The sequence below is a fragment of the Paenibacillus praedii genome, assembly GCF_049725345.1.
Taxonomy (GTDB): Bacteria; Bacillota; Bacilli; order Paenibacillales; family Paenibacillaceae; genus Pristimantibacillus.
In genome coordinates, this window is the sequence record NZ_JBMWAM010000011.1 from 100,868 (window position 1) to 123,999 (window position 23,132).

Here is a 23,132-nt window from a genome sequence, read left to right on the forward strand (position 1 = left end):
CAGTCCCACTCCCTTACCATAAACTTGTTTCCGTCAGCTTCTTGGCAACCCGATTTACGGTAACCAGCAGCACAACGTTAATGACGGAATTGAACAATCCGATCGCAGCGGAGAAGCTGTATTGAGCCTTCTGTATGCCGAGCTCGTAAACGTAGGTCGGAATAATGTTCGATACCGCATAGTTCAAATCGGATTGCATCAGATACGCCTTCTCAAAGCCAACGCTCATGACATTGCCCATCGCCAGCACTAATAAAATAACGATCGTCGGCAAGATGCTAGGGATATCGACATGCTTAACGCGCTTCCATTTACTTGCCCCGTCCATGACGGCCGCCTCATGCAGCTCGGGATTGACTCCGGCTAACGCGGCCAAATAGATGATCGTGGCGAAGCCCGTCTCCTGCCAGATGCCGGACAAGATGTACAGCGGGCGGAACCAGCCTTCGTCTGCCAAGAATAGAACCGGTTCTCCTCCGAAAAATGTAATGATATGGTTTACGATGCCGCTATTCGGCGAGAGGAATACGCCTAGCATACCGACCAGCACGACTGTCGATATAAAATGCGGAGCGTAGATAACCGTCTGCACGAATTTTTTGTACCGCTTCGCCAACATCTGATTCAGCATTAACGCCACTATAATGGGTACCGGGAAGCTGAATACGAGCGAATACAAGCTGAGAAGAATCGTATTCTCCATAATCGGCCAGAAGTTATAAGATTCAAAAAAACGGATAAAATGCTCGAAGCCGACCCATTCGCTCCCCCATATGCCTTTGCTCGCCCGGAAATCCTTGAATGCGATCTGCACTCCGTACATTGGGTAATACCTAAATACCAAGTAAATCGCTACGGCCGGCAGCAGGAACAGGTACAGCTCGTAATTTTGCCGGATCTTCACCCAAGTGCGATTACCTTCGGCAGCCTTTGCGCCCCTTTTCTCCTCTTGCGCGTAACGTTCTGACGCCCCCATGTGTGATTCCACCTTCCACTCTTGCGTAATCGTTTACGTAATCTTGACATTTTACCTAAACTCTATAAATTTTTATTGGTGTTTCACCATTAAAACGATTACGTAATCGTTTATATGAATTATAAGCGCTTCCATAAAACACAGTCAAGATATTTTTTAGCGAAAAAAAAGACAGTCAGCACGACTGCCTGACTATCAGTTTTCCGGACAACCGATGCTGTGACAACGGTGCATTGGCATTGTCAATCCGCTCCAGCATTACCTCGGCTGCCTTCACGCCAAGGTCAAAAGCTGGCTGCTCTATAACGGTTAGCGGCGGTGTCGTTACCCTCGTCCATTGAAATTCATCGTATGCGACAACCGCAATTTCATCCGGAACCTTAATTTGATTCTCCTGCATGTAAAACATGGCACCCATGGCCATAACATTATCTGTCGCAAATATAGCAGTAGGCTTATGCGCAAGCAGCGATTCGGTCAGCTTATAGCCACTTTCGAGCGACACTTCCCCGGTGCAGACGAGCCCCGCTTCCGCAGCCAGACCCGCTTCCGCCAAGGCTTCCAGGTAGCCGCCAAACCGCTCTTCCGTCGTCGTAAGCGTATTTGGTCCGGACAAGTAAGCTATCCGTTTATGGCCTTTGCGGATTAGCATCTCCACAGCATCTCTTGAGACGGTTCTATTGTCGACGACGACGCTGTCCCTGTCGTTGTTATTCGGCACCCTGTCCACATAAACGACAGGATAATCGCCGAATAATTGCTCGTAATCCGTTTCTCTGCTTGAAGGGGCCATGATGAGACCGTCGATCATTTGTGAACCGAGCATGCTGATCTCTTCCTTCTCGAACTCTTCTTCCTCATGCGAGTCGCTAAGCATAAGATGGTACTGATTCTGCTTCAATACACTTTGAATACCTGCCGCGACAGACATAAAAAAATGATTCGACGTCTCGCTGGCAAGAATCGGAGCCAGAAACGCGATGACATATGACTTCCGGCTCCTTAAGGAGCGGGCGACGAAATTGACCCGGTAGTTAAGCTCCTCCATCGCACGAACAACCTTCTGTTTCGTATCTTCGGATACAAACCTGGTGCCATTAATGACATGCGACACGGTTGCGGTCGAGACATTTGCATGCTTGGCTACGTCTTTTATACTTATGTTCTTGTTTTCGCTCATACCATTTCACACCTATGCTAACGTTATAAGTTATGCTTACAGACGCGAATATGCGTGCGTAAACGTTTACTTAACTTTACTGTATGAGAACCGGCTCATTTTGTCAATTCTTAACTTTTAATGAAAATACGATACGTGCAATAGTTCCTCCAGTACATCATCCAAAGTAGACAACCCTAAAGTTCTCTTAACTTTGCAATATCTTCATCTGTCCGGTTGCCATGAATCTCAATGTTTGCAAGTTCTTCCTCAATTTGATTGTACTCATCCTCCGTAAGCTCTACTTCGTCTGCCCCCAGATTTTCCTGAATGCGTTCTAGCTTCCGTGAACCGGGAATAGGTACGATAAAAGCTTTTTTATGTAGCATCCACGCCAGAGATATCTGTGCCGGTGTAGCTTTCCTTGATTCTGCAAACCGGGTAATCAAATCCAGCAACGGCTGATTTGCGATTATGTTATCCCGATCGAAGCGAGTGATGACCCTTCTCACATCGTCCCCCTCATATTTGGTATCTTTGCTGATTTTCCCAGATAAAAATCCACTGGCTAGAGGCGAAAACGGAACAAAGCCGATACCTAGTTCTTCACAGGTAGGGATAACATCTTTTTCGAACATTCGCTCCATGATGGAATACTCACTCTGAATGGCGGTCAGCGGCGTCACAGCATGGGCACGTCTAATTTCTTCCTCTGTTGCTTGGGACTGTCCCCAGGCAAGAATTTTCCCTTCCTTGATAAGTTCACCCATACTGAATGCTATTTCTTCCACGGGAATATCCTTATTCACTCTATGCTGATAATACAGGTCAATATGGTCTGTCCCGAGTCTTTTCAAGGAAGCTTCCACGTGAGTCCGTATCTGCTGCAACGTCGTCTCTTTTGAAGTAGTAGCGCTATCTTTTACAATTTTAAACTTGGTGGCAAGGATAATTTTGTCCCGGATGGGTTTTAGAGCTTCCCCCACTAGTTCTTCATTGGAACCACTACCATATCCTTCGGCGGTGTCAAAGAAGGTGCAACCCAAATCATACGCCTGACGGATTAGTCGGATCGACTCGTTTCTGTCCGGTCCACTGCCGTATCCGTGACTGAACCCCATGCAACCCAAACCAATCGACGAAACCTCTAAATCTCTTATAAAACGTTTCTTCATATCATTCACCCTTTCTATTTTCTATAGGCAAAATTTACAGCGCTCGTGCAACAAATACACATTGATGTATTAGGTAACATCTGTGTATAATTATAAAAAGAAATTAAATGTGCTTCAATTCCTAAATGACCATGATTCGTGTATTAGTGCACAAATCAATTAATATTGTATTATTACTTTTAAGAATGTTTGGTGATGATCATAATGTCCAAGGTGGATAGAAGAATACTCAAATCTCAAGAAGCGATAAAAAAAGCTGTTGTTGAACTGATGTCTGAAAAAAAATTTGATAACATTACGGTACAAGAAATTTCCGACAGAGCAAATCTTAGCCGGAAAACCTTCTATCTTCATTACCTAGATAAATTTGATTTACTGGATAAGCTCATTGAGGAACATATCGACGAACTTCGAGAAATTTGTGAACCTGCATCTGACATGAATGCTGTAGAGGGCAATATCAGCTGGTTCGAGTACTTTGAACGAAATCATGTCTTCTTTTCAGCCATGCTTGCCAGCAAAGGAGCCCCCTTCTTTCGTAGTCGGTTCCTTAAGTTTGTCGTTGAGGATATTAAGAATAGTTGGGATATGATGGAGGGACAGAAGAGTGGTGTAAACGAAGATGTTATTCTTCAATTTTTCGCGCCTGCTTACGTGGGGATCGTGGAATGGTGGTTTACAAATGGCATGCCCTATCCCCCTCAAGTCATGAATAAGCAGGTAGGGATTCTGTTAGAGAAGAACCTATCCTAGTGATCTTCACGTCGTGAAAATAAGGAGCAGCTGCCTAAGCAGACTGCTCCTCCTTGTTTCATATTTATCACTTTTTTTCAGTCAACTCGATTCGATAGGAAGAGAGTCCACATTCAAAGACTCTCCTTTATTTTTCAACAAATGTTTCACAAAATAAGTGAAAAGAAGCAAGGAAACTACAACCGACCCGGCGCTGACCGCGAACAACACCTGGTAGCTTGAGTACTGAGGTATCCAGCCCAGCATGATCGCACCCAGCCCTATACCAAGGTCATTAGCAGTCGTAATCGTGGCGTTGGCGACCCCTTTGCGGTCCGGACGGGCCAGAAGTATCGTCGCCGATTGAAAAGCCGGTTGCGCGGAACCGAAGCCGATACCATATAGAACAGCCGATACCAGGACGCCGATCAATCCGGTAGAGAGGCTCAGGACAATCAATGCACAAATCGTAATGACAAGTGAAGGCACAATGACAACCATCTCGCCGTAGCGATCGGAAAGTTTTCCTGAAAGGGGACGGCTGAGTGCAAGCGTTGCAGCAAAGGTCAGAAAGAATGTGCCGGGATTGACCTGGATCGAGCTTGCGAACAGCGGAACAAAGGTGGTAATGCCCCCATAAGCGATGAACAGAAAAAAGACCGACGCCGCAAGTGGCAAGACAGATTTTTCGTACAATTCGATTCTTCTTGCGCCCGTTTGCGGCCGAAAAGGAATTTTTGCACCAAACGTCAGGAGCAGCGCTGCTGCAGAGAGGACGACGGCGAATAAAAACAAAGTGCTGTATGAATGGTTCTGTGTCACCCAGATACCGAGCATCGGGCCGATCGCCATAGCCAGGGTCATGGACGTGCTAAACCACCCCATTCCTTCGCCGCGGCGGGCAGCCGGGATCGTATCCGTAATCGACGTGATCATGGCGGTGGTGGAAAGCGCCCAGCTCAACCCGTGCAAGATTCGGAGAGCTATAAGAACGACAATTCCACCGGCCCAGTTATACATATACATTGCGAAGATAAAAAGAAGCAGCCCCCAGACGATAAACGGCCGCCTGCCGATCCGCTCCAGCAGCCCGCCGACGAGCGGCCGAAAAAAAACGGCGGACAACGCAAACGCGCCCATCGCCAGACCAACTTGCGATTCGTTTCCGCCCATCTGTTTGATGAACGGAGGTAATGTCGGATAAAGCATATAAAAAGCGACAAATAGGAACAAGTTTCCGATCGTCATGAGAACAAATGGTTTCGTCCATAAGCGTTCCAGTATCATTCCTCCTCGGGAGCAGGTTGACTTTACTCCTCGTAGCTTCTTTGCTCCTTCTCTTCTGACTTCCTGTTGAATGCTCTTACGCTCATTACAGGTGACCAACGATGCGGTGAGGTACATACGGTTCTTCCAACGACACAATTTCTTCTGGTGTCAGTTTTATCGATTGAGCGGCTACCGCATCCTCGAGATGCGAAATTTTCGTCGCGCCGACAATGGGAACGGTTACCGGGTCTTTCTGCAGCAGCCAGGCAAGTGCGATTTGGGCGCGCGGAACGCCGTATTTTTCTGCGATAGCCGCAACCTGATCGATGATCAATCGATCGGTAGCTGCAGTCGCATCGTATTTCTGTTTCACAATTTGATCGGTTTCAGATCGATGTGTTTTTTCCTGCGGATCCTTTGTTAGCCTTCCTCCTGCAAGTGGGCTATAGGGAATCACACCAATTTTTTCAGCCTTGCATAGCGGAAGCATCTCTCTCTCTTCTTCACGGTAGATGAGGTTTAAATGATTCTGCTCAGTTTGATTCCCCACTTTCCAATGATCATTTCATTGTTTAATACCTTTAAATAAATCTAAAACCGATTAAATAACCAACATATGATTATTATTATTGAAAGTGACATCGCTTACAATGGTCAAATGAACTCGTTTTGTTTCTTTATGAACAAAACAAACAAAATCGTTAATAATTCAAGAAAGTTTGGTGACCCACAGAATGTCCAAAGTAGATACGTGACGAACGAGTAGACTTATTGGAATGGGACTGCCCAGAGCACTCCATCTTCGTACCGATCTACCCCGGTCCAAATCTGAGTAAACGTGATCTTCAACATCGGATCTATCCGTATCTCCTGCGTAACTATGTAGATTCATCTCTGAATAAAGCAAAAGGGCAGCCATTCCGGCTGCGCTATTGTTTTTTGCTTAATACCTCACCACAACAACCAAATAAATGATTAAAACCAATGCCATACAGCCTGCGAATTTGTAGTTGGGTGCGGCTATCTCGAACACTGATTTCTTGAGTAAACCTGAGAGCAAGTTGTTCACGGCCGAAGCCGGCGATACGGGATTGGATAATGCCCAACTACCCAAAAGCAATACCGCAAAATAAATTGGACTTATTTGTATACTCACAGGATCAATGCCTCCTGCAAGCATTGTCACAGGCACAATGGGATGAAGGCCAATTATTGACGTGCCTGCAATCAAAAGTATGGTTAGCAACGAAAATGTGAGTGAGATCGGCAACGGAATAAGGTCAAGGAGGCTCGGAACCTTGGAGCCGAGATTTGTAACCCCAATCGAACCGCTAAAAAAACCAGCAGCCAAAAAAAGCGTAATCTCCTTTTGCAGGGCAGGCACAGTGACCATTACATGATTACTAATTCCCTGTTTATATACGACCATTGCCCCCTTGGACATGCACCAGAATAAAGGGAATAAAACCGAGGCAATGCAGATTAAAATCACCATTGGCAGTTCGATCATTCGCTCCAAAGCTAAAATGACAATAATGGCAGCGATTAAATAAATACCAAGTTCGAATGGAAATCTTGCTTCCGTCTTCTCTACCTCCGGTTGCTCGATTCCTTCTAGCTTCGCATCCTGCAGCTCCCGAAGATCGACGATCCAGCTTACAACCAGGCTAATGAACGCCAATCCCAGCATATAAGGCAGTACGGACGACCAGGGCAGACTGAGCGTTGAAGTCACTAACGTCATAGCGGCAAAATAAGGGGACCACAGAATCGCCCCCGCAAAGCCGCGGTTAAGTGCATTAGCAAGCACCTTGCTCATCCTTGGATGCGGATCTACGAAGACCATTTGATACACGACAGGTATCGAGCCCACGTTAATAAATACGCCCATGATTTGAGTAAGCATCTGCGTTCCAATAAATAATGCGGTCTTGCTGCGCAGCTTAGCTTCGTAAAACCTCTTCAATGCTGCAATGTAATGGGGAATGCGAACCGGAATCCCAAATAACGGGGCGAATAAGAATAGAGTTACGATAGTTACATTTATCGCGGCCGATTCAAACCAAACTGTAGCCTCCGCTCGCTGAACCGCAAGAAGGACAACCCCGGCAGCGACAAAGAAGATCGTGAGCCATAGCGTCATCCCTTTCAGTTTGGGCAACAAAAATGCGATTGCAGCAAACACTAGGGCTCCCAGAAGAAAGGACAGCATCTCAAGCTGAGCCAACTGCAGAGCAATATAAACAGCGGCAATGGAGAAAATGAGCACCCTCTCCATTGCCGACTTTACTGCGGATGTCATTCGATCCGCCCTCTTTCAATCATCTTAATCGAATTGCCAGCAGCTTAGGCTGAGGTTCCCGTATTGGTAGCTGCGGTGTAGAAGCTTCGCTTTTCGATTGGCGTCGCCCGTTCCCATAACTAGAAGAAGCGGAATGAAGTGTTCACTCGTCGGTACGGCATCTTGGGCATGGGGAGCAAGCTCACGATATTGAAACAAGGCTTCCGTATCCCAAGACTCTAGTTTAAGCTGGATCCAGTTGTCGAACTGCTCCGCCCACTCATCAATCCCTTCGGACTGCCAGTTTAACCTTCTTAAATTATGAACGGTTCCCCCGCTTCCAATGATAAGAATATCGTGCTTCCGAAGCTCCGCGAGCGCTTTGCCGATTTGATACTGCTGTTCATTAGTCAGATAACGGTTGACGGACAGAGCAACGACTGGAATATCGGCATCTGGATATAGTAGTTTTAGGACTGCCCACGCTCCGTGATCCAAACCCCTTTTCTCATTACGAACGTTCTCAATACCATGCTTTGTAAACAACGATTGAATTTGCTCCACTAGTAAGCGTTCGCTCTTCGCCGGATAAGTCATCTGATAAAGCTCGTCTTGGAAGCCGCCAAAATCATAAATGGTCTCGTACGTATCAGCGGCGCTAACCGTTTGTACCGATTCCTCCCAATGAGCGGAGAAGAGTACAATCGCTTTCGGTCTTGGCGTATGGTCTTTAAACTGCTTGAGCAGTTTTGTATATTCATTATCCTCAAGCACGATTGATGGTGCGCCGTGCGCGAAAAAATAGGATGGCATCATAGGTCTTCTCACTCCTTACTTATATTTTGATTTCGGCATCCTTCTTAAGCCAATTCAGAAAATCAAGTTGGTTTTCTTCAGATACCCCATGATCAGTCGGATATAGTTTAAAGGTTACGTGCTCTGTATGGTCTTTTAAATAAGCAGCAGTCTCATGCCCGATCCGAACAGGAAATACCGCGTCATACTCCCCATGCGATACAAATACCGAAACTTCCTTCATGCTCCGAAGTGAGTACTCCGTCTTCACAAATTCAGGGATATATCCGTTCAACGCTACGACGCCTTTTAACTTCTCTCCCATCGTAAGCGCAAGCGTCATGGAGAGAATTGCACCTTGGCTAAAACCGAGTAAATAACGTTTATCCGGATCGATCGGATACTTATCCGTAGCATATAGAATAAATGCTTCGAGCTTCGTAACTGCTTCGTCAAACATCTCACGAATCGGATTACCAAGGCTTTTTAAGTCGTAATACTGATATCCGGCGCCAAGCGGTAGATTGCCGCGTACACCTATGATGATGAATTCTTCGGCTAACGGAGCGACTAGGCCAAACATATTTCGTTCATTTGAGCCCTTGCCATGCAAGGTAAAAATGACTGGATACTTCTTGCCATGCTCAATCTTAGGCGGCATGTGAATGTCATATTGATAAATCGGATTCATCTTTCTCCTCCTTCATTCGCAAGTTATGCGCTGCGCTTGTTCTTAATAAAGCGGTCAACTGATATCCGCGTTTGATCCGCAACTACCAGATACAACAAAACTAAGATAAATCCAAGATCAAGCTCATAGCCCGCCATTTGACCATTACCAAGAAGTCCAACCGACAGTTTCACTGTTACAATTGCACCGATGAGAATAGCAATGAGCAAAACTGACACATAGCGAGTAAACAAACCTACAATCAACATGATTCCACCAATTAATTCAACAAACGTTACGATATATGCCAAGAATCCAGGAATACCAATAGAGCTAAACCATCCTTCTACATTACTAAGTCCCATCTGAAACTTGTCTACCGCATGGAATACGAATATGATGCCCAGCACCACTCGCATAATAATCGAAACAACAGCTGATTTTGTCATTCGTCTCTCTCCTCCAAAATATTAGTGATAAGAATATAGTTTTTATATGTGTAATTTAGCTTAGTTCACATTGACTTGTCAACAATAAAGTTGATAGTATGAAATAAAGTTACGTATTACAAATATTATAGGGGTGTGAACTGATGGATATTGGCTCGACAATACGAGCGATCCGGAAGCGAAAAAATATCACTATCGCTCAAATATGCGAAGCGAGCGGGCTGTCCCAAGGCTTTATGAGCCAAGTTGAAACAAATAAGACGTCCCCTTCGATCGCAACGCTGGAGAGCATTGCGCAAGCATTAAAGGTCCCTTTAGCCTATTTGCTTTTGAAGAAAGAAGAACGCATGCAAATTGTCAGAAAGGAAGAACGGCGTATCACAACCAGCGGCACCGAGCATCTCAGGGTGGAGCATTTGAGTGCCACAAAGAACGTAAGAATGATGATTGTCGAGTTTCCTCCAGGCGCTTCGACTGGTGATGCTCCCCATGCGCATGAAGGTGAGGAAACCCATGTAATTATTAAAGGGAAAATATATGCGGAACAAGGTGAAGACTGGGGAGAATTCGTGGAAGGCGATTCCTTCAGTTGGAATGCTTGCACGCCTCATCTGGTGCGAAATATAGGTGAGGATACGGCAATAGTGCTGATTTCCATTTATACTGAGAATGAGAATGCACAGAATCTCATCTAAGCCAACAGCCCGCAATCAGGCCGATTGCGGGCTGTTTTTATAACCGTTGATACAATGGCAGTGTAAAATTGATTTACTGTGCAGCGACAAATTAAAGCAAGCCCTTCTCTTTCAAGTTCAGATAGCTGACAGTGGCAGTCTCGATACCAGTTAGGTTGCGGAGCTGGTCCTGCTCGACAGTCATCCATTCAACTCCGATTTCCTTTGCCGCATCAATAGACTCCTTAATTTTTACTACACCCGTACCGACCGCTGTCCACTTTCCGATCTCGTCGGTACCATAGATGTCTTTCAAATGGATGGCCGGTACTCGGCCCGCCATCTTTTGAAGGATGTGTGCCGGATCGGCGCCGCCAATAGTAATCCAGGCGACATCCAGACGGAAATAGAGATTTTGGGGATCCGTGTGCTCTGCTAAAATATCCAACGAGTAAACGCCGTTGAATGTTTTTTGAAACTCATGAGCATGGTTGTGGTAGCAAAATCTCAACCCCTCAGCTGTAAAACGTGCGCCGGCTGCATTGTACAATTCAGCATCGCGAAGCAGCTGCTCCCGTGTATCTGCAACGTCCCACCAGAAGGTGACATCCCTCGTTTGTAACGAGAGGGCTTCTCTAATTACTTTATCAAGTTCCTTATCGTTGCGCAGTTGTTCCTTGTTGACACTGTGCGTCGCAACTTGGAGTCCCAATTCGTGGAATCGCGCTACATTAGCCTTTATATCTCCTTTGAGCAGCTCATCTCCACCTTCGATCCCCTCATAACCGATCTCAGCTACACGCTGCATGGTACCCCAGAAGTCCTGTTTCGCTTCTTCGTGAACGATTCCGATTAAACCAAGTTTAGGTCTCGACATAGTTAGGTTCGCGCTCCTTATTTAGTAAATTGGCCGTTCTCAAGCATAGTGATGAATGGGCTGTCTGTTACGCCGGTAAGCGGCAGCTCCACGCGTGCATTTCGGCGTACCGACTCATAAACAGCAAAAATAATTTCCGAGGCGCGAAGTGCCTTTTGATGCGAAACCTCAGGTTCTTCGCCTGTCTCCAAACAGTCGATCGCATGATGGACATAGCCTTTCATCTGATCGGACATCGAGGATAATTCCATCTCAGGCTTCCAAGACGGATCCTCGTAGTTGACACCTCTGACAATTTGCCCGTCCCACATAACTTCGATAAAGCCCTCGGTGCCGATCACTCGGACTCCGGCCCAGATCTTCGTCATATCCTGAGTTGGTTCCCATGTATCGATGGAACCGGAATAGAGATTGGCATGGACGCCGTTAGCGAATACGATTTGTCCTGACGCACCGCATTCTGAAGATACATTAAACCAGTTATATATTTCGGTGGTATCTACGGCTCCAAGCACCCATTTCGCTGAGGTTTCATCAAGATAGCTTATGGCCTGGTCAAAAGTGTGGATGCCGCAATCCAGCAAATTTGGCGGCGAATATAAATCCATTCGAAGCACTTGTCCGATTTTTCCTTCCTTTATTAGGCGCCGTACAGTTTGATTCCCCTTTGCAAAACGGCGTTGAAGAGAGAATGTCAGCTGGCAGCCCGTCTCTTCGGCGATCCGTCCCATCTCTTGGCATTCTCCCCAGGTCGCCGACATCGGCTTCTCACACAGTACTGCTTTAACTCCGGCTTCCGCACAATCACGAAATACCGGTAAATGCAGAGGAGTCCATAGACAAATTAGAACCACGTCAGGCTTCTCCTTCGCCAGCATTTCCTTGTGGTCCGTGTAGATTTTTGCTTGAAATCCAAATTCGGCATTCAGCATTTCGGCCGATGCGGTTGAGATATCGGACAATGCGACAACCTCACACCTGCTGTCGACTTGTACGCCGATCGCGTGTTCTTGCGCACGTTTGCCACAGCCGATAAAAGCTACTCGATAGACGGATGGTGTGTTCACTTCGAAATCCTCCCCTTCATTCTCTTTCTTCCATTATTCTTATTCCACTCTTTTTTGAACAGAATCGCGTATCACCAATTGTGTTGGGAATTTATAAAGTTGATCAACCTCTTTACCTTCTAGAACCTGAAATAACAAATGGGCGGCCAACGCACCGCGTTCGTATTTAGGCTGCATAACTGTCGTGAGAGAAGGCTGGACATACTGGGCCAATTCAATATCGTCAAAACCAATTACCGAGACATCGGACGGCACTTTGATACCATGCTCCTTGAACGCTTTCATTCCGCCGATTGCCATTTCGTCGTTGGCATACATAATGCCGGTTGGCAATTTTCCTTGCGCAATAAGCATTTTGGTCATACTATAGCCGTTATCCCTGTTAAAAACCCCAAATTGGTGCAATTGTCCATTCCAATCCAATCCATGCTTTCGTAATGCGCTTTCATATGCGTTAACCCGCATCTTATGAAGACGATCTACCGCTTTACCTCCTACATAAGCAATATCCCGGTGTCCTTGTTCGATTAGATATTCCGCCGCCATGTAGCAGCCTTCTTCGTTATCGACTTCAATGCTCACAACAAATTCGTTTTCTACTTTCCGGTCTAGCAGAATGATTGGAAATTCTTTTCTGGCTGATTGCATAATAATGTCTTCGCTAATATTGTAGGCCAGTACGATGGCGCCATCGACCCGCTTCTCCGTCAAAAATTTGACTGCGGTGGACGATTCCTCACCCATCGAGCTGCACGCCAGCAAGTCATAGCCTTTGGACAATGTAACTTCCTGAATGCCTTTCACCAATTCCGAATAATGCGGGCCAGCCAAATCCGTCACGATAAGCGCGATCGTACGCGTGCTGTTTTTTTTCAAATCGGAAGCGATTCCGTTTTTCTGATAATTCAATTCACGAGCGGCTTCTAAAATTTTTTGTTTCGTATGATTGCTTACTTTTGAGTTATTATTCAAGGCGTACGAGACCGTCGATATCGATACACCTGCCATTTTAGCGACATCTTTAATCGTAGCCATTTCTGTCTTGTCTCCCCACACTTCCGAATCAGGGAAATCCCTCGTCCGAAATTAATGTTTTTCTTTCTCAAGCGTAAACAATCCTTAGAATTATTGGAGAAGGGAGCTATGAACATAGCTCCCTTTCGGCTTCATTACGTCAGTTGCTAGATTCAAAATTGGTAAGTTGTGTTTGTACTTCTGCAATGACCTTATCAATTCCTGCTGCTTCCAGCTGTTTTCTATAATCAGCCACCGCTTCTTTTGGATCTTTGCTTGTTTTTCCGAGCATAAGCTGCATACCTAGTTGTGAATTTACGTTAGAAATAGCTGCAATCTCCGTCGTCACCTTCGATGAGTCGAAGCTAAATCCCATATACGGATCATTGATGGAGACTTTATCCCATTCCGCATACAAAGTGTTACGAACCGGGTTTTCAGTATCCATGATCAAATTATATTTATCATTCCGTAGGGACCATGCTGCAAAACCTCCGCCGTCGACTTTTTCATCAAAACCGGTCGGCGTTTTCTTAACTCCATCTTCAATGATGTACTGACGCCCTTCTATGCCATACTGAATCAGATTGTAATATTCCGGATCGGTCATGAACTTTTCAATTGCCATCAAAGCACGTTCCGGGTTTTCAGAATTTGAGCTGATAACGGTGGAGTTCTCTACGCCCATTTTCCGTTTAATTTTCTTGCCTGCTTCAGAGAACGTATAGAAATAAGGATCCGATTCTGGCTGTGCTTTCATGTCCGTTCCATACTTGCCAATCCAGTCCTGCGCATGAGTAAGATATCCAGCCGAGTTTGCTGCTCTAAAGTTAGTCCCGGCATCGACTTGCGAGGACAGGATGTCTTTTGGCCAGTATCCTTTATCCGACCACTCGCGCATTTTCACAGCCCAATCTTCGAACTCTTGGGTGAATGCTGGGTGGAATACGGTTTTATAATCTTCCGGGCTTTTCGTAACGAGATTAAGCTCCGTTAGAGATACGCCAGGCGCGTTCAGCCACATATCCGTCGTATCGACCAGCATTCTATACATGTTAAAGGCGTCGTTTGCATTGCCATTGATTGGCGGATAGGACTCGTTCGCCAATACATTGTCCATGTATTTCTCCATTTCTTCAATGGTGCTGATTTTCTCCATGCCGTACTTTTTCAGCAGGTCGGAGCGGTAGCCAAAACCAGCGGGTGTGTACTCACTGTACAAAGAAGGCACACCGTAGATTTTGCCTTTGAACTTAGACCCTGCCCAGGTTTCTTCAGGAATTGCTGCCTTCAGAGTGGGCGCAACTTTATCAAGCATGTCTGTAATATCTACGAGCGCATCCTGTCCGGCCAATGAATAATAGGACACTGCGGCACCTGGTGACGCATGAGACATATCAAACTTCTCGCCAGAGGCGAACAGCAATGGATACTTAGTAGCAATATCCGGCCAGTCAATATATTTGACTTCCAGTGTTGCATTGATATCGCGTTTAAGCAATTTGTTGATTTCTGCCAGAATGTCCTTATTGGCAACGCCTTCAGAACCCCATAAATAATAAACTAGCTTAACCTCTTTTGAAATGTCTACACCGCTCGAGTTAGTAGACGCAGCAGGCTCTGTAGATGGCGTGTTCTCTTCATTTGAAGATGTGCAGCCAGCTAATAGGCTGGTCAACATAATTACAGCCAGTATAAAGATCGAAAACGTTTTAACCTTCATTTTATTGCCTCCCTTTTTTAGTTAAAAATATTTCTTCTATAATAAATACTCCCTTAGTAAGGGCTATTTATTAACCTTTAACCGCACCAATGGTAAGACCCGATACAAAATAACGTTGTGCAAACGGATATAACAGGATGATCGGACCCGTAGCCAATACGGCAGTAGCCATCTTAATGGATTGTGTCGGTAACTCCGCTGTATTGATGACAACGCCCTGATTAATAAGTGCTTGGATATTGGTCTGGTTGATCATGCGCTGCAAAAAGTATTGCAAAGGAAATTTGTCAGGCGACTGGATGTAAAGCATGCCGTTATACCATTCGTTCCAAAAACCGAGCGCCGCAAAAAGACCAACGGTAGCGAGTGACGGAATCGCCAGAGGAATAAAAATTTGCCAATAGATGCGGAAATCGCCCGCGCCGTCAATCGTTGCTGACTCGTACAAGGAATCAGGAATCGCTTTCATGAAATTCCGCATAAGGAAAATCGACCATGCGCCGACTACACCGGGCAAAATCATAGCGAACAAGCTATCCTTAAGATGCAAATATTTGACCATCAGGATATAGCTTGGAATTAAGCCCCCGGCAAATAGCGTCGTAAAGTAGATCATAAAGGAGAAAAAATTACGATACTTAAAATCCTTCCGGTTAAGAACAAAACCTGCCATCGACATCATAAACAATCCTAAAGCGGTACCGACAACCGTAATAAAAATCGTTACGGCATAAGCTTTAGATAAAGCAGTTGAGTTGTTGATTAGCATTTCATAAGCCTTGATAGAAAATTCGCTCGGGATAAGCTTGTACCCTTCGCGAATGATTTCCTGCTCATTCATCAAGGAGGAGGAGATCATCAGAACAAAAGGAAACAGACAAGCCAAGGCGAAGATAGTGATGCACAAATAACTGATTACTTTTATGAATATACTGCCGTAATCTTCTTTTTCTTTCTTTTTATTTCCCATATTATCCACCTCCCATTTTAAAATAAGGCGCTGTCCGGTTCGATTTTACGAACGATCAGATTAACGGTTAACACGAGGATTAAGCCGAATAAGGATTGATAGAAGCCCACTGCTGCGCCCATGGAGAAGTTGAACTGTCCTACCAGACTGCGGAAGACAAACGTATCAATGATGTCCGTTTGCGGATAGAGTACCGAGTTTGTGCCGATCAGATTATAGAACAGGTCAAACGAGCCCTTGAGAATTCCGCCAAGTCCAAACAGCAGCAGCAAGATAAACGTTGGCTTAAGCATTGGTAAGGTCATGTATCGAATTCTTTGCCATCTGCTGGCCCCATCCATATAAGCTGCTTCATAAAGATCATTGCTAATGCCTGTAATAGTCGCCAGGTAGACGATCATGCCATAGCCGGTAGCGCTCCATATTTTAAAAGCCACGATAATGTACTTCCAAATATCAGGATCAGAATAAAACTCGTATCGCTCCATGCCAAATGAGGTAATCATCGTATTAATAAAGCCGGAATTAAAATTGAACATATTGTAGGCAAACACACCGACAATAACCATGGAAATGAAATGCGGCAGCAAAAGCACGGATTGAGAAATCTTTTTGAACCATTTGCCAGAAATTTCGGAAAGCATAATGGCAAAAATAATTTGAATGATGTTCCCCAGAGCGAGAAATGCAAAATTGTAAAGCAGTGTATTTTTGGTAATGTTCCAAAGGTCACCTGTCTTAATTAAAAATTCGAAATTTTCTAAACCTACAAATTTGCTTCCAAAAATGCCTTTGCTAATATTGAAATCAACAAATGCTACGTATGCCCCTGGCATGACTAGATAGTGAAAGATAATAAAGTATAAGATGACGGGTGAAAGCATAAAAAACAGAATCTTGTTCTTCAAAATCTCCCGCAGCATATTTCCACCATGAAGCTTAAGTCTTGTTATGACATACATTTAGCCCAACTCCTGTTATGGTTCATCTTATAAAAACGTTTTTTGAATGCGTTTTCATATTCTTTTGAAATATAACCTCCCCTAAAGTGGTGAGATAATGATGCATTTTTTGAAACGTTTCGATTTTTAAATAAAGATATTGATATTTTTAGCGAAAAATTATGAATATGAACAATATTAGCCATAAAAAACCTGCGTAAGCACTTTCAATTCCATAATTGCTTATCGAAACGTTTCTCTTAAAACGAATATTACAACATGGTCGCACCGAAATCAATTATTTTTTTTAAAAAAATCTATTCGTTTCCAAATTCAACAACATATTTACCCAGTTTTTATTTGCCGTCGTGGAACCCCACGACAAAACCTTCATTGTCGAAAATAATTCTGTCTTGTTTTAAAACATTGACTTTTGCATTCCACCTTCCTTGATGGACCTTAGCCATCTAATAATTCCTCCAATGACGAGTAAAAATCAAAAAACTCCATAAATATTTTTTCCAAAGAGCTCCATTTGTTAAATATATTCCATACAACTCAATGATAGTTTATTTATTACCATAAATATTCATTTTTTTCTCTATTTCAACCCTGATATATCATCACATTTCAACCATTTTATCCTTGGTTGTGTCCAACACGCATTCTAAACGCCGTAGGACAGTGGCAATTACTAACGGACTTTATTTTCCCTGATCACTGGAAGAATGATTAAACCCTCAATGAAACCATAATCACTCTCCAATTTCTAGTGATGACCCTGGAGCGACGACTACGCGCTCTCTTTTTGCTTTTTTTTCGATTTTTCTTCTTTACAACCCATGTGCAATCATGAGCCGGTAGGGGCTTGTTCAGCAAGCCCTATATAATACCTGACTACATAATAAACTCAGTGGCTCAAGCTGTCAGAGAACACTTATTCATAACATGTAATGTAATATATATGTTATTTATTTGATGAAATCACGAAAAATTACTTATTGACAATAAAAGTAAGGTCCAATACAATCACATCTATGTAAGCTTATATAACATAATACTTCAGTTATAGGGGGTCTTTATATCTTTTAAATATCCGCGTTATATATTATTGCACGAATGTTCGTGTTTTGATCTTGGTTCGTACTGCAACAGTCATTAGGAATCAGAATAATACCAAAAGGATGGTGTAAAGTTGAAAAAACCTCTTTCCTTCAATAAGCTTTCGATGACACTAGCTTTATCACTCTCACTCTCATTATCCGCAATTGCACTGCCGTCAGCTGCACAAGCAGCCTCTACGATTGACGACAACTGGGTTGTAAACTACACAAAGGCCCCTACCGGTCTGGATACGGGCAGCATACGCAGCACAGCTTCCCGGGCGCTCATGGGCTATGGCGGAATCCGTATGCACGTTGTTGGCTCCGACAGCCTGCTTGATGGCGTATTGCTGCGCGGCTTTGGACTCACCTTCGACGGGACGGATACGTACACAAGCACAAATGCCGTTACCATCGATGGGGTTGCCGTAAAGCGTCAAATCAAGCTGGAAAAGAGCAATAGCTCTGCGCGCTTCTTCGATACCTTTACCAATACGACAGATCAAACCATTCATATTGAGGTCGCCTTTGGCGGTCAGCTTGGCTATAATACTTCTACTAATCAAAGCGCAATCGCAGCCACCTCAAGCGGAGATCGTGTAATTGACAATAATGATAACTGGGTATCCTTCTATACTCCGTCTAACGGGGAGGGCTCGGCGAGCTTTAACGGGCCTTCAGCTACTACCATTGGCACGGCCGGATTTGCGGGAAGCCTAAACCGCACAGGCAATTTCCTGCGGGACCCGTTTACAAATCCACTTGCCTTGAAGGGCGATGAAGCCAACCATTATGGATTTGTTTATGCGTTGGAATTGCCCCCTGAACAAACCCGCTCGCTGATTCACTTCGTCGTAACCGGTCAATCGGAGGTGAATGCCGGACTTGATGCCGGCTCGCAGATTACGCAGGTACAAACGATTGCCGCCGAGCTATCCGAAAATCCGAATTTCAACGGACTGTCGACAAATGCAGTGTGCACGCTGAGCAACTATGAGCTCGACGACCTGATTGACTCCGGGGCCATAGCCGGAGATTGTGACGGCGCAAATACCAGTCTTCCAGGTGCAGCATCTAATCCCGCAGTCATGCCTGTTATCAATACAACCTCGCTTTATGATGTAACTGGCAAAACCATTACGCAGCTGTTAGCCGATATGGAGTCCGGAAAAACAAACGCACAGCAGATTACAAAAGCATACCTGGATCGGATTGCCGCTTACGACAAGGGGCCGCTTGGCCTTAATTCGATTATTACGGTTGCGGCAGATGCAATGAAGCAAGCGAGAGAGGCCGACATAGCCCGCGCCAATGGTGATACTCGCTCATTGCTGGGCATCCCGATATTGATTAAAGATATTATAGATACAAAGGATATGCCCACAACCGGCGGCTCGGATTTGTTTAAGGGCTATCAACCAAGCGAGGATGCGTGGCAGGTTGCTAAGCTTCGCGAGGCCGGAGCCATTATTCTAGGCAAAGCCAATCTTGCCGAATTCGCCCGTGATGGTCATTTCAGCTTTAGCGCATTTGGACCTGTATGGAACGCCTTTGATCCATCCAGAAGCTCTATTGGATCAAGCGGCGGCTCGGCGGTGGCCGTAGCATCCAGCTTCGCCGCAGCAGCACTCGGCACGCAAACAGGGGATTCTCTGTGGGGGCCATCGGGAGCCGCCAGTCTGGTGAGCCTGCGCGGAACTGACGGCATGCAAAGCACGGACGGTACAATGCCGCTTACGATTTTCCAGGATTACACTGGCGTTATCGTTCGCTCCCTACCCGATCTTGCCTTGCTTCTGGAAGCGACTGCTATCGGAAATCCAAGCGATCCTTATGATGATGTTTCGGATGGTCATCGTCCTTCCGACTGGCAATCCTTCCTCCAGGAGGATGCACTTAAAGGCAAGGTTATTGGTATACCGGCAGGCGCATTTAACGACCCGTTTGGTACAACCGGCACAAGTGACGCCATGCGCGCACAATTTGTTCACTTTGTAGAAGCAGGCGCTACACTCAAAGAAATTAGCGCTCCGCCAACCGCTCCAACTCGCGACTTCACCGGAGATACCCGCTATGAAGGCTGGAGTCAGTGGATTAAGGCTCATCCCAATAACCCGTATACCGACCCTGTTGAAATTATGAATCCAACCTCAACCTATACGGGTGCAGGCGCAATGACCGCAGAAGCGCTTCAGGCTTTCCAGAACTACCGGGCCAATTACCGCGAGCTGCTGCATAACTGGATGGATGAAGAAGGGGTTGATGTTTTACTCTATCCAACGCTGCTGAGCGACATTCATCTCAACGATTCCATTCAGCCAAGCTTTGGTCGTCTTGATCCGCAGTCCTCTGCCTCAGGCGTGCCTACCGTCATTTTCCCGGCCGGTGTAAACGATCACGACCAGCCGATAGGGTTCCAGCTTCAAGGAAAAGCCTATTCCGACGGTGAATTGATGGGCTATGCGTATGCCTACACCGTTCAGGCTGACGGTCATGTGCAGCCTGCAATTACACCTTCGCTGGCTCCATTGCCGGAAATCGCAGCATTTACCGATATTACTGACAGTTGGGCTATTCAATACATTAGCGATCTTGTCGCTAACGGTATTGTTAACGGAACCTCCGCAACTCAGTTCTCGCCAAACAAGGCAATGACAAGAGGCATGTTTGTTACCCTGCTTGGTCGTATGAATGCAGTTAACGAGCTTGATGGAGCAACAAGATTTACAGATGTGAGGAGCAGCGATTATTATGCCCCTTACGTCAAATGGGCCGAGCAGACCGGCATTGTGACAGGATATGAGAATGGCAAATTTGAGCCAAATAAAGTGATTAGCCGTCAGAATGCGGCCGTTATAATAAGCAGATATTTAACGTATAAAGGGATTGCAGCAACTGAATCGCAAGATACGAGGGGCTTTGCCGACGCCAATGAAATTGCAGCGTATGCAGCCGATGCCGTTCAGACCGCACAGGAGCTGGGCGTAATGAGCGGCAAACCAAACAACCGCTTTTCGCCAGCCGGCAGCATTCTCCGCAGTGAAGCTGCCAAAATATTATCTATCGTGATAGAGCTGGAGCAATAACACGCTGAATCTAAACAAGGGGACTGCCCGACAAGCGGCAGTCCTGCCTTATAACCTCGGCTTAGGATTTACTAACATCATTATCCATTTATCGATATTTTAATCATAATACTTGGATGAAATTGAAAGAGACACTTACGTTGGAGCATAAAATGGATGGGAATCATACTTCTTATTGGAGTGGATGGTGGTCATGAATACCCCACGAAGGATTGGAACGCTTGAGGACGACCAGGAGCTATCTGAAGGAGCGAAAAAATCCTCAATAGGTCTAGTGATTTTTTGATTTTATATGAATTTTCAAGTGCAGCTGGTTTTCTCTCCTCCTTCTTTTTCTCTAATATTCCTGCTCTCGAAGAAAAAAAGGTCTTCTACGATCAACCACTTACGACTTTTTTATAGAGACCAGGCTGCTCCCATCTTTCTCTATAGATGTTATCCGCATCTGTTGCGAAATTTCATTCAACTGACTCTCGAATTGCTTGACAAGTGCAGTTACCTCTAGCGCATCGAGATCTCCTATTTTATCGTAAGCAGTAATTAGCGCCCCTATCGCTCGCATATTTGTAATTTTATCTTGCTGCTCAAAGATAAGCTTACTAAAAAACAAGTTGGCATTAAAGCATGCAGCCTGCTGATTAATGACATCTTGTGTCTTCATAAAACACAAATTGATTCAAGGTAATAACCTAAATCCCCATCTTCGGTTCGCTAAATAGGTACCCCTTCTGCTCCCCATTCAAATCGAGCAGCTGCAATTTCTTCAAATTTAGCAATTCATAAATCCTTTTACTTACCATTTATTATTTTTGTATTTTCGATAATAGTTAACCTGTCGGGCAAATAAAAACAACTTGCGTTTGAAATGACGATCTTTTTTATAAAATAGAGGATTTCCGTACTTCCCATCCCTAATCAATCGGTTCACATCGCGTTGAATGTCGATACTCTCAACAAACTTACGCAGAACGATTTTAGGAACCACTGTAAATAAAAACTCTTTATTTAAATAAACAAGCGGTTTATCCTTATCGTTTATCACATCATCAACGAGATATTCAGCCATATTATGGCCAAGCGCTGTAACGTAATAACTTGATCGTCCTTGCCTAATATTCACTTCAAACACTTTAAATCTCCCGTCGCGCTCGTCATATTTAATATCAAAATTTGCAAACCCGACATAACCGACGTTTTCCAGAAAGTGCTGTAATTTTCTCATCATCTCTTCGTTATAACGCGTAATCACTGCCGTATAATTCCCGATTGCGGTAACTGTATGTTCTTGAAGGACGACTTGCGCGTATGTGACGAGTTGAGTTTTGCCTGAAGAACTTGCATATATAACGGAGTCCCACATATAGGAGTCATCTCCCGGGATAAAATCCTGAAAGATCAGTTCATCCTTATAACCGCTCGCAGTTATATTGCTTACTACTTCCTTTAATTGGTTTTCTGACTCCACTTTATATACTTTTTGCTGTCCGGGAAACTTATGCTTATAGTAGAGAATTCCATTGCTTGGTTTTACGATTATAGGATATTGAAGATGCTCCGGTAATGGGGCAGATCCGCCGCAATCATAAATATAAGTAATCGGAATATCAATTCCGTATTCATCGCAAAGCTTGTAAAAGTTTGATTTAATCTGAAGCTGGTTCATCAGGACTTCACTCATGTAATTAAATACATAATGTTCTTTCAAACGTTCTTCATTCTCGATAATCAGTCGGACATACAAATCATTAGTACCGACTAAAAGCAGCTTCTTATTCGATATTCGGTATTTTTCCGCTACTTGTGTGAGTATCTTGACAAAATGTTCTTGATCCCCCAAATCAGGAAAGAGTTCAATTCTTTCGATGATTGAGCTTAAAGCTGTAAAAGGAAGATGCTCTTTACCAATTAAAATAGGTTTGATGTCGTAGGCTTCATGGAATGATATAGCCATGTTATAAGCATTTATATCCGTTCCGATAATAATAGGTATAAAAGGTAATCTTGACACAATGCACGCTCCCTACAGGTTGTTTACTTCATTCATGTTACAGGTTTTTTTAGTAGTTCCCGTGAGTGCTGTATTACGATTTCCTTTCAGGATCTCCACAATATCTATATATTTGAAGATAAACTTGAACACACGAAAGAAGAGACATCCATAGATGCCTCTT

General features: G+C 44.6%; 20 protein-coding genes. 3 read left to right on the forward strand and 17 right to left on the reverse strand.

Annotation, left to right across the window (positions count from 1 at the left end; all coding sequences use genetic code 11):
• Positions 1-13: 13 nt before the first annotated feature.
• The 3 genes from ACO9K6_RS12405 to ACO9K6_RS12415 form a co-directional block, all read right to left on the reverse strand.
• Positions 14-976, reverse strand: a complete 963-nt coding sequence (locus ACO9K6_RS12405; protein ID WP_424767875.1) for an ABC transporter permease — start codon at positions 974-976, stop codon at positions 14-16.
• Between the two features lie 175 nt (positions 977-1,151).
• A complete protein-coding gene (locus ACO9K6_RS12410) occupies positions 1,152-2,156 on the reverse strand; it encodes a LacI family DNA-binding transcriptional regulator (RefSeq protein ID WP_424767876.1) in 1,005 nt (334 codons plus the stop codon).
• 176 nt (positions 2,157-2,332) lie between these two features.
• Positions 2,333-3,310 carry an aldo/keto reductase gene (locus tag ACO9K6_RS12415; protein WP_424767877.1) on the reverse strand — a complete coding sequence of 326 codons (978 nt, stop codon included), beginning with the start codon at positions 3,308-3,310 and terminating at the stop codon, positions 2,333-2,335.
• 204 nt (positions 3,311-3,514) lie between these two features.
• On the opposite strand from ACO9K6_RS12415, the gene ACO9K6_RS12420 reads away from it, so the two are divergent.
• On the forward strand, positions 3,515-4,063 hold the full coding sequence (locus ACO9K6_RS12420) for a TetR/AcrR family transcriptional regulator (protein ID WP_424767878.1): 549 nt from the start codon (positions 3,515-3,517) through the stop codon (positions 4,061-4,063).
• An 81-nt stretch (positions 4,064-4,144) separates the two neighbouring features.
• Here the strand turns inward: ACO9K6_RS12420 and ACO9K6_RS12425 are convergent, their stop codons facing one another.
• The 6 genes from ACO9K6_RS12425 to ACO9K6_RS12450 all read right to left on the reverse strand — a co-directional run bounded on the left by ACO9K6_RS12425 (position 4,145) and on the right by ACO9K6_RS12450 (position 9,506).
• Positions 4,145-5,323, reverse strand: coding sequence for an MFS transporter (locus ACO9K6_RS12425; RefSeq protein WP_424767922.1), 1,179 nt, complete (start codon positions 5,321-5,323; stop codon positions 4,145-4,147).
• A 91-nt stretch (positions 5,324-5,414) separates the two neighbouring features.
• On the reverse strand, positions 5,415-5,861 hold the full coding sequence (locus ACO9K6_RS12430; protein WP_424767879.1) for an aldo/keto reductase: 447 nt from the start codon (positions 5,859-5,861) through the stop codon (positions 5,415-5,417).
• Between the two features lie 393 nt (positions 5,862-6,254).
• Positions 6,255-7,613, reverse strand: a complete 1,359-nt coding sequence (locus ACO9K6_RS12435; protein ID WP_424767880.1) for a hypothetical protein — start codon at positions 7,611-7,613, stop codon at positions 6,255-6,257.
• Between the two features lie 24 nt (positions 7,614-7,637).
• Positions 7,638-8,408, reverse strand: a complete 771-nt coding sequence (locus tag ACO9K6_RS12440) for a DODA-type extradiol aromatic ring-opening family dioxygenase (protein WP_424767881.1) — start codon at positions 8,406-8,408, stop codon at positions 7,638-7,640.
• Between the two features lie 19 nt (positions 8,409-8,427).
• Positions 8,428-9,078, reverse strand: a complete 651-nt coding sequence (locus tag ACO9K6_RS12445) for an alpha/beta hydrolase (RefSeq protein WP_424767882.1) — start codon at positions 9,076-9,078, stop codon at positions 8,428-8,430.
• A 23-nt stretch (positions 9,079-9,101) separates the two neighbouring features.
• Positions 9,102-9,506 (reverse strand): DoxX family protein, encoded by a 405-nt coding sequence (locus ACO9K6_RS12450; protein WP_424767883.1) that lies wholly within the window; start codon positions 9,504-9,506, stop codon positions 9,102-9,104.
• A 143-nt stretch (positions 9,507-9,649) separates the two neighbouring features.
• Between ACO9K6_RS12450 and ACO9K6_RS12455 the strand changes: the two genes are divergently transcribed.
• A complete protein-coding gene (locus ACO9K6_RS12455) occupies positions 9,650-10,201 on the forward strand; it encodes a helix-turn-helix domain-containing protein (protein ID WP_424767884.1) in 552 nt (183 codons plus the stop codon).
• A 91-nt stretch (positions 10,202-10,292) separates the two neighbouring features.
• Here ACO9K6_RS12455 and ACO9K6_RS12460 read toward each other — a convergent pair whose 3' ends face one another.
• The 6 genes from ACO9K6_RS12460 to ACO9K6_RS12485 form a co-directional block, all read right to left on the reverse strand.
• Positions 10,293-11,057, reverse strand: a complete 765-nt coding sequence (locus ACO9K6_RS12460; protein WP_424767885.1) for a sugar phosphate isomerase/epimerase family protein — start codon at positions 11,055-11,057, stop codon at positions 10,293-10,295.
• A 17-nt stretch (positions 11,058-11,074) separates the two neighbouring features.
• Positions 11,075-12,124, reverse strand: coding sequence for a Gfo/Idh/MocA family protein (locus ACO9K6_RS12465; RefSeq protein ID WP_424767886.1), 1,050 nt, complete (start codon positions 12,122-12,124; stop codon positions 11,075-11,077).
• Positions 12,125-12,163: 39 nt separating this feature from the next.
• Positions 12,164-13,159: a LacI family DNA-binding transcriptional regulator gene (locus tag ACO9K6_RS12470; RefSeq protein ID WP_424767887.1), complete on the reverse strand. Its 996-nt coding sequence runs from the start codon at positions 13,157-13,159 to the stop codon at positions 12,164-12,166.
• Between the two features lie 139 nt (positions 13,160-13,298).
• Positions 13,299-14,861: a DUF3502 domain-containing protein gene (locus tag ACO9K6_RS12475; protein WP_424767888.1), complete on the reverse strand. Its 1,563-nt coding sequence runs from the start codon at positions 14,859-14,861 to the stop codon at positions 13,299-13,301.
• 70 nt (positions 14,862-14,931) lie between these two features.
• On the reverse strand, positions 14,932-15,831 hold the full coding sequence (locus ACO9K6_RS12480) for a carbohydrate ABC transporter permease (protein WP_424767889.1): 900 nt from the start codon (positions 15,829-15,831) through the stop codon (positions 14,932-14,934).
• A gap of 17 nt (positions 15,832-15,848) precedes the next feature.
• Positions 15,849-16,793: an ABC transporter permease gene (locus tag ACO9K6_RS12485; RefSeq protein ID WP_424767890.1), complete on the reverse strand. Its 945-nt coding sequence runs from the start codon at positions 16,791-16,793 to the stop codon at positions 15,849-15,851.
• Between the two features lie 1,174 nt (positions 16,794-17,967).
• Between ACO9K6_RS12485 and ACO9K6_RS12490 the strand changes: the two genes are divergently transcribed.
• Complete coding sequence (locus tag ACO9K6_RS12490) at positions 17,968-20,961, forward strand: amidase family protein (RefSeq protein ID WP_424767891.1); 2,994 nt, start codon at positions 17,968-17,970, stop codon at positions 20,959-20,961.
• A 385-nt stretch (positions 20,962-21,346) separates the two neighbouring features.
• Here ACO9K6_RS12490 and ACO9K6_RS12495 read toward each other — a convergent pair whose 3' ends face one another.
• Positions 21,347-21,622, reverse strand: a complete 276-nt coding sequence (locus ACO9K6_RS12495) for a hypothetical protein (RefSeq protein WP_424767892.1) — start codon at positions 21,620-21,622, stop codon at positions 21,347-21,349.
• A 132-nt stretch (positions 21,623-21,754) separates the two neighbouring features.
• Positions 21,755-22,972, reverse strand: coding sequence for a carboxylate--amine ligase (locus ACO9K6_RS12500; protein ID WP_424767923.1), 1,218 nt, complete (start codon positions 22,970-22,972; stop codon positions 21,755-21,757).
• Positions 22,973-23,132 lie beyond the last annotated feature (160 nt).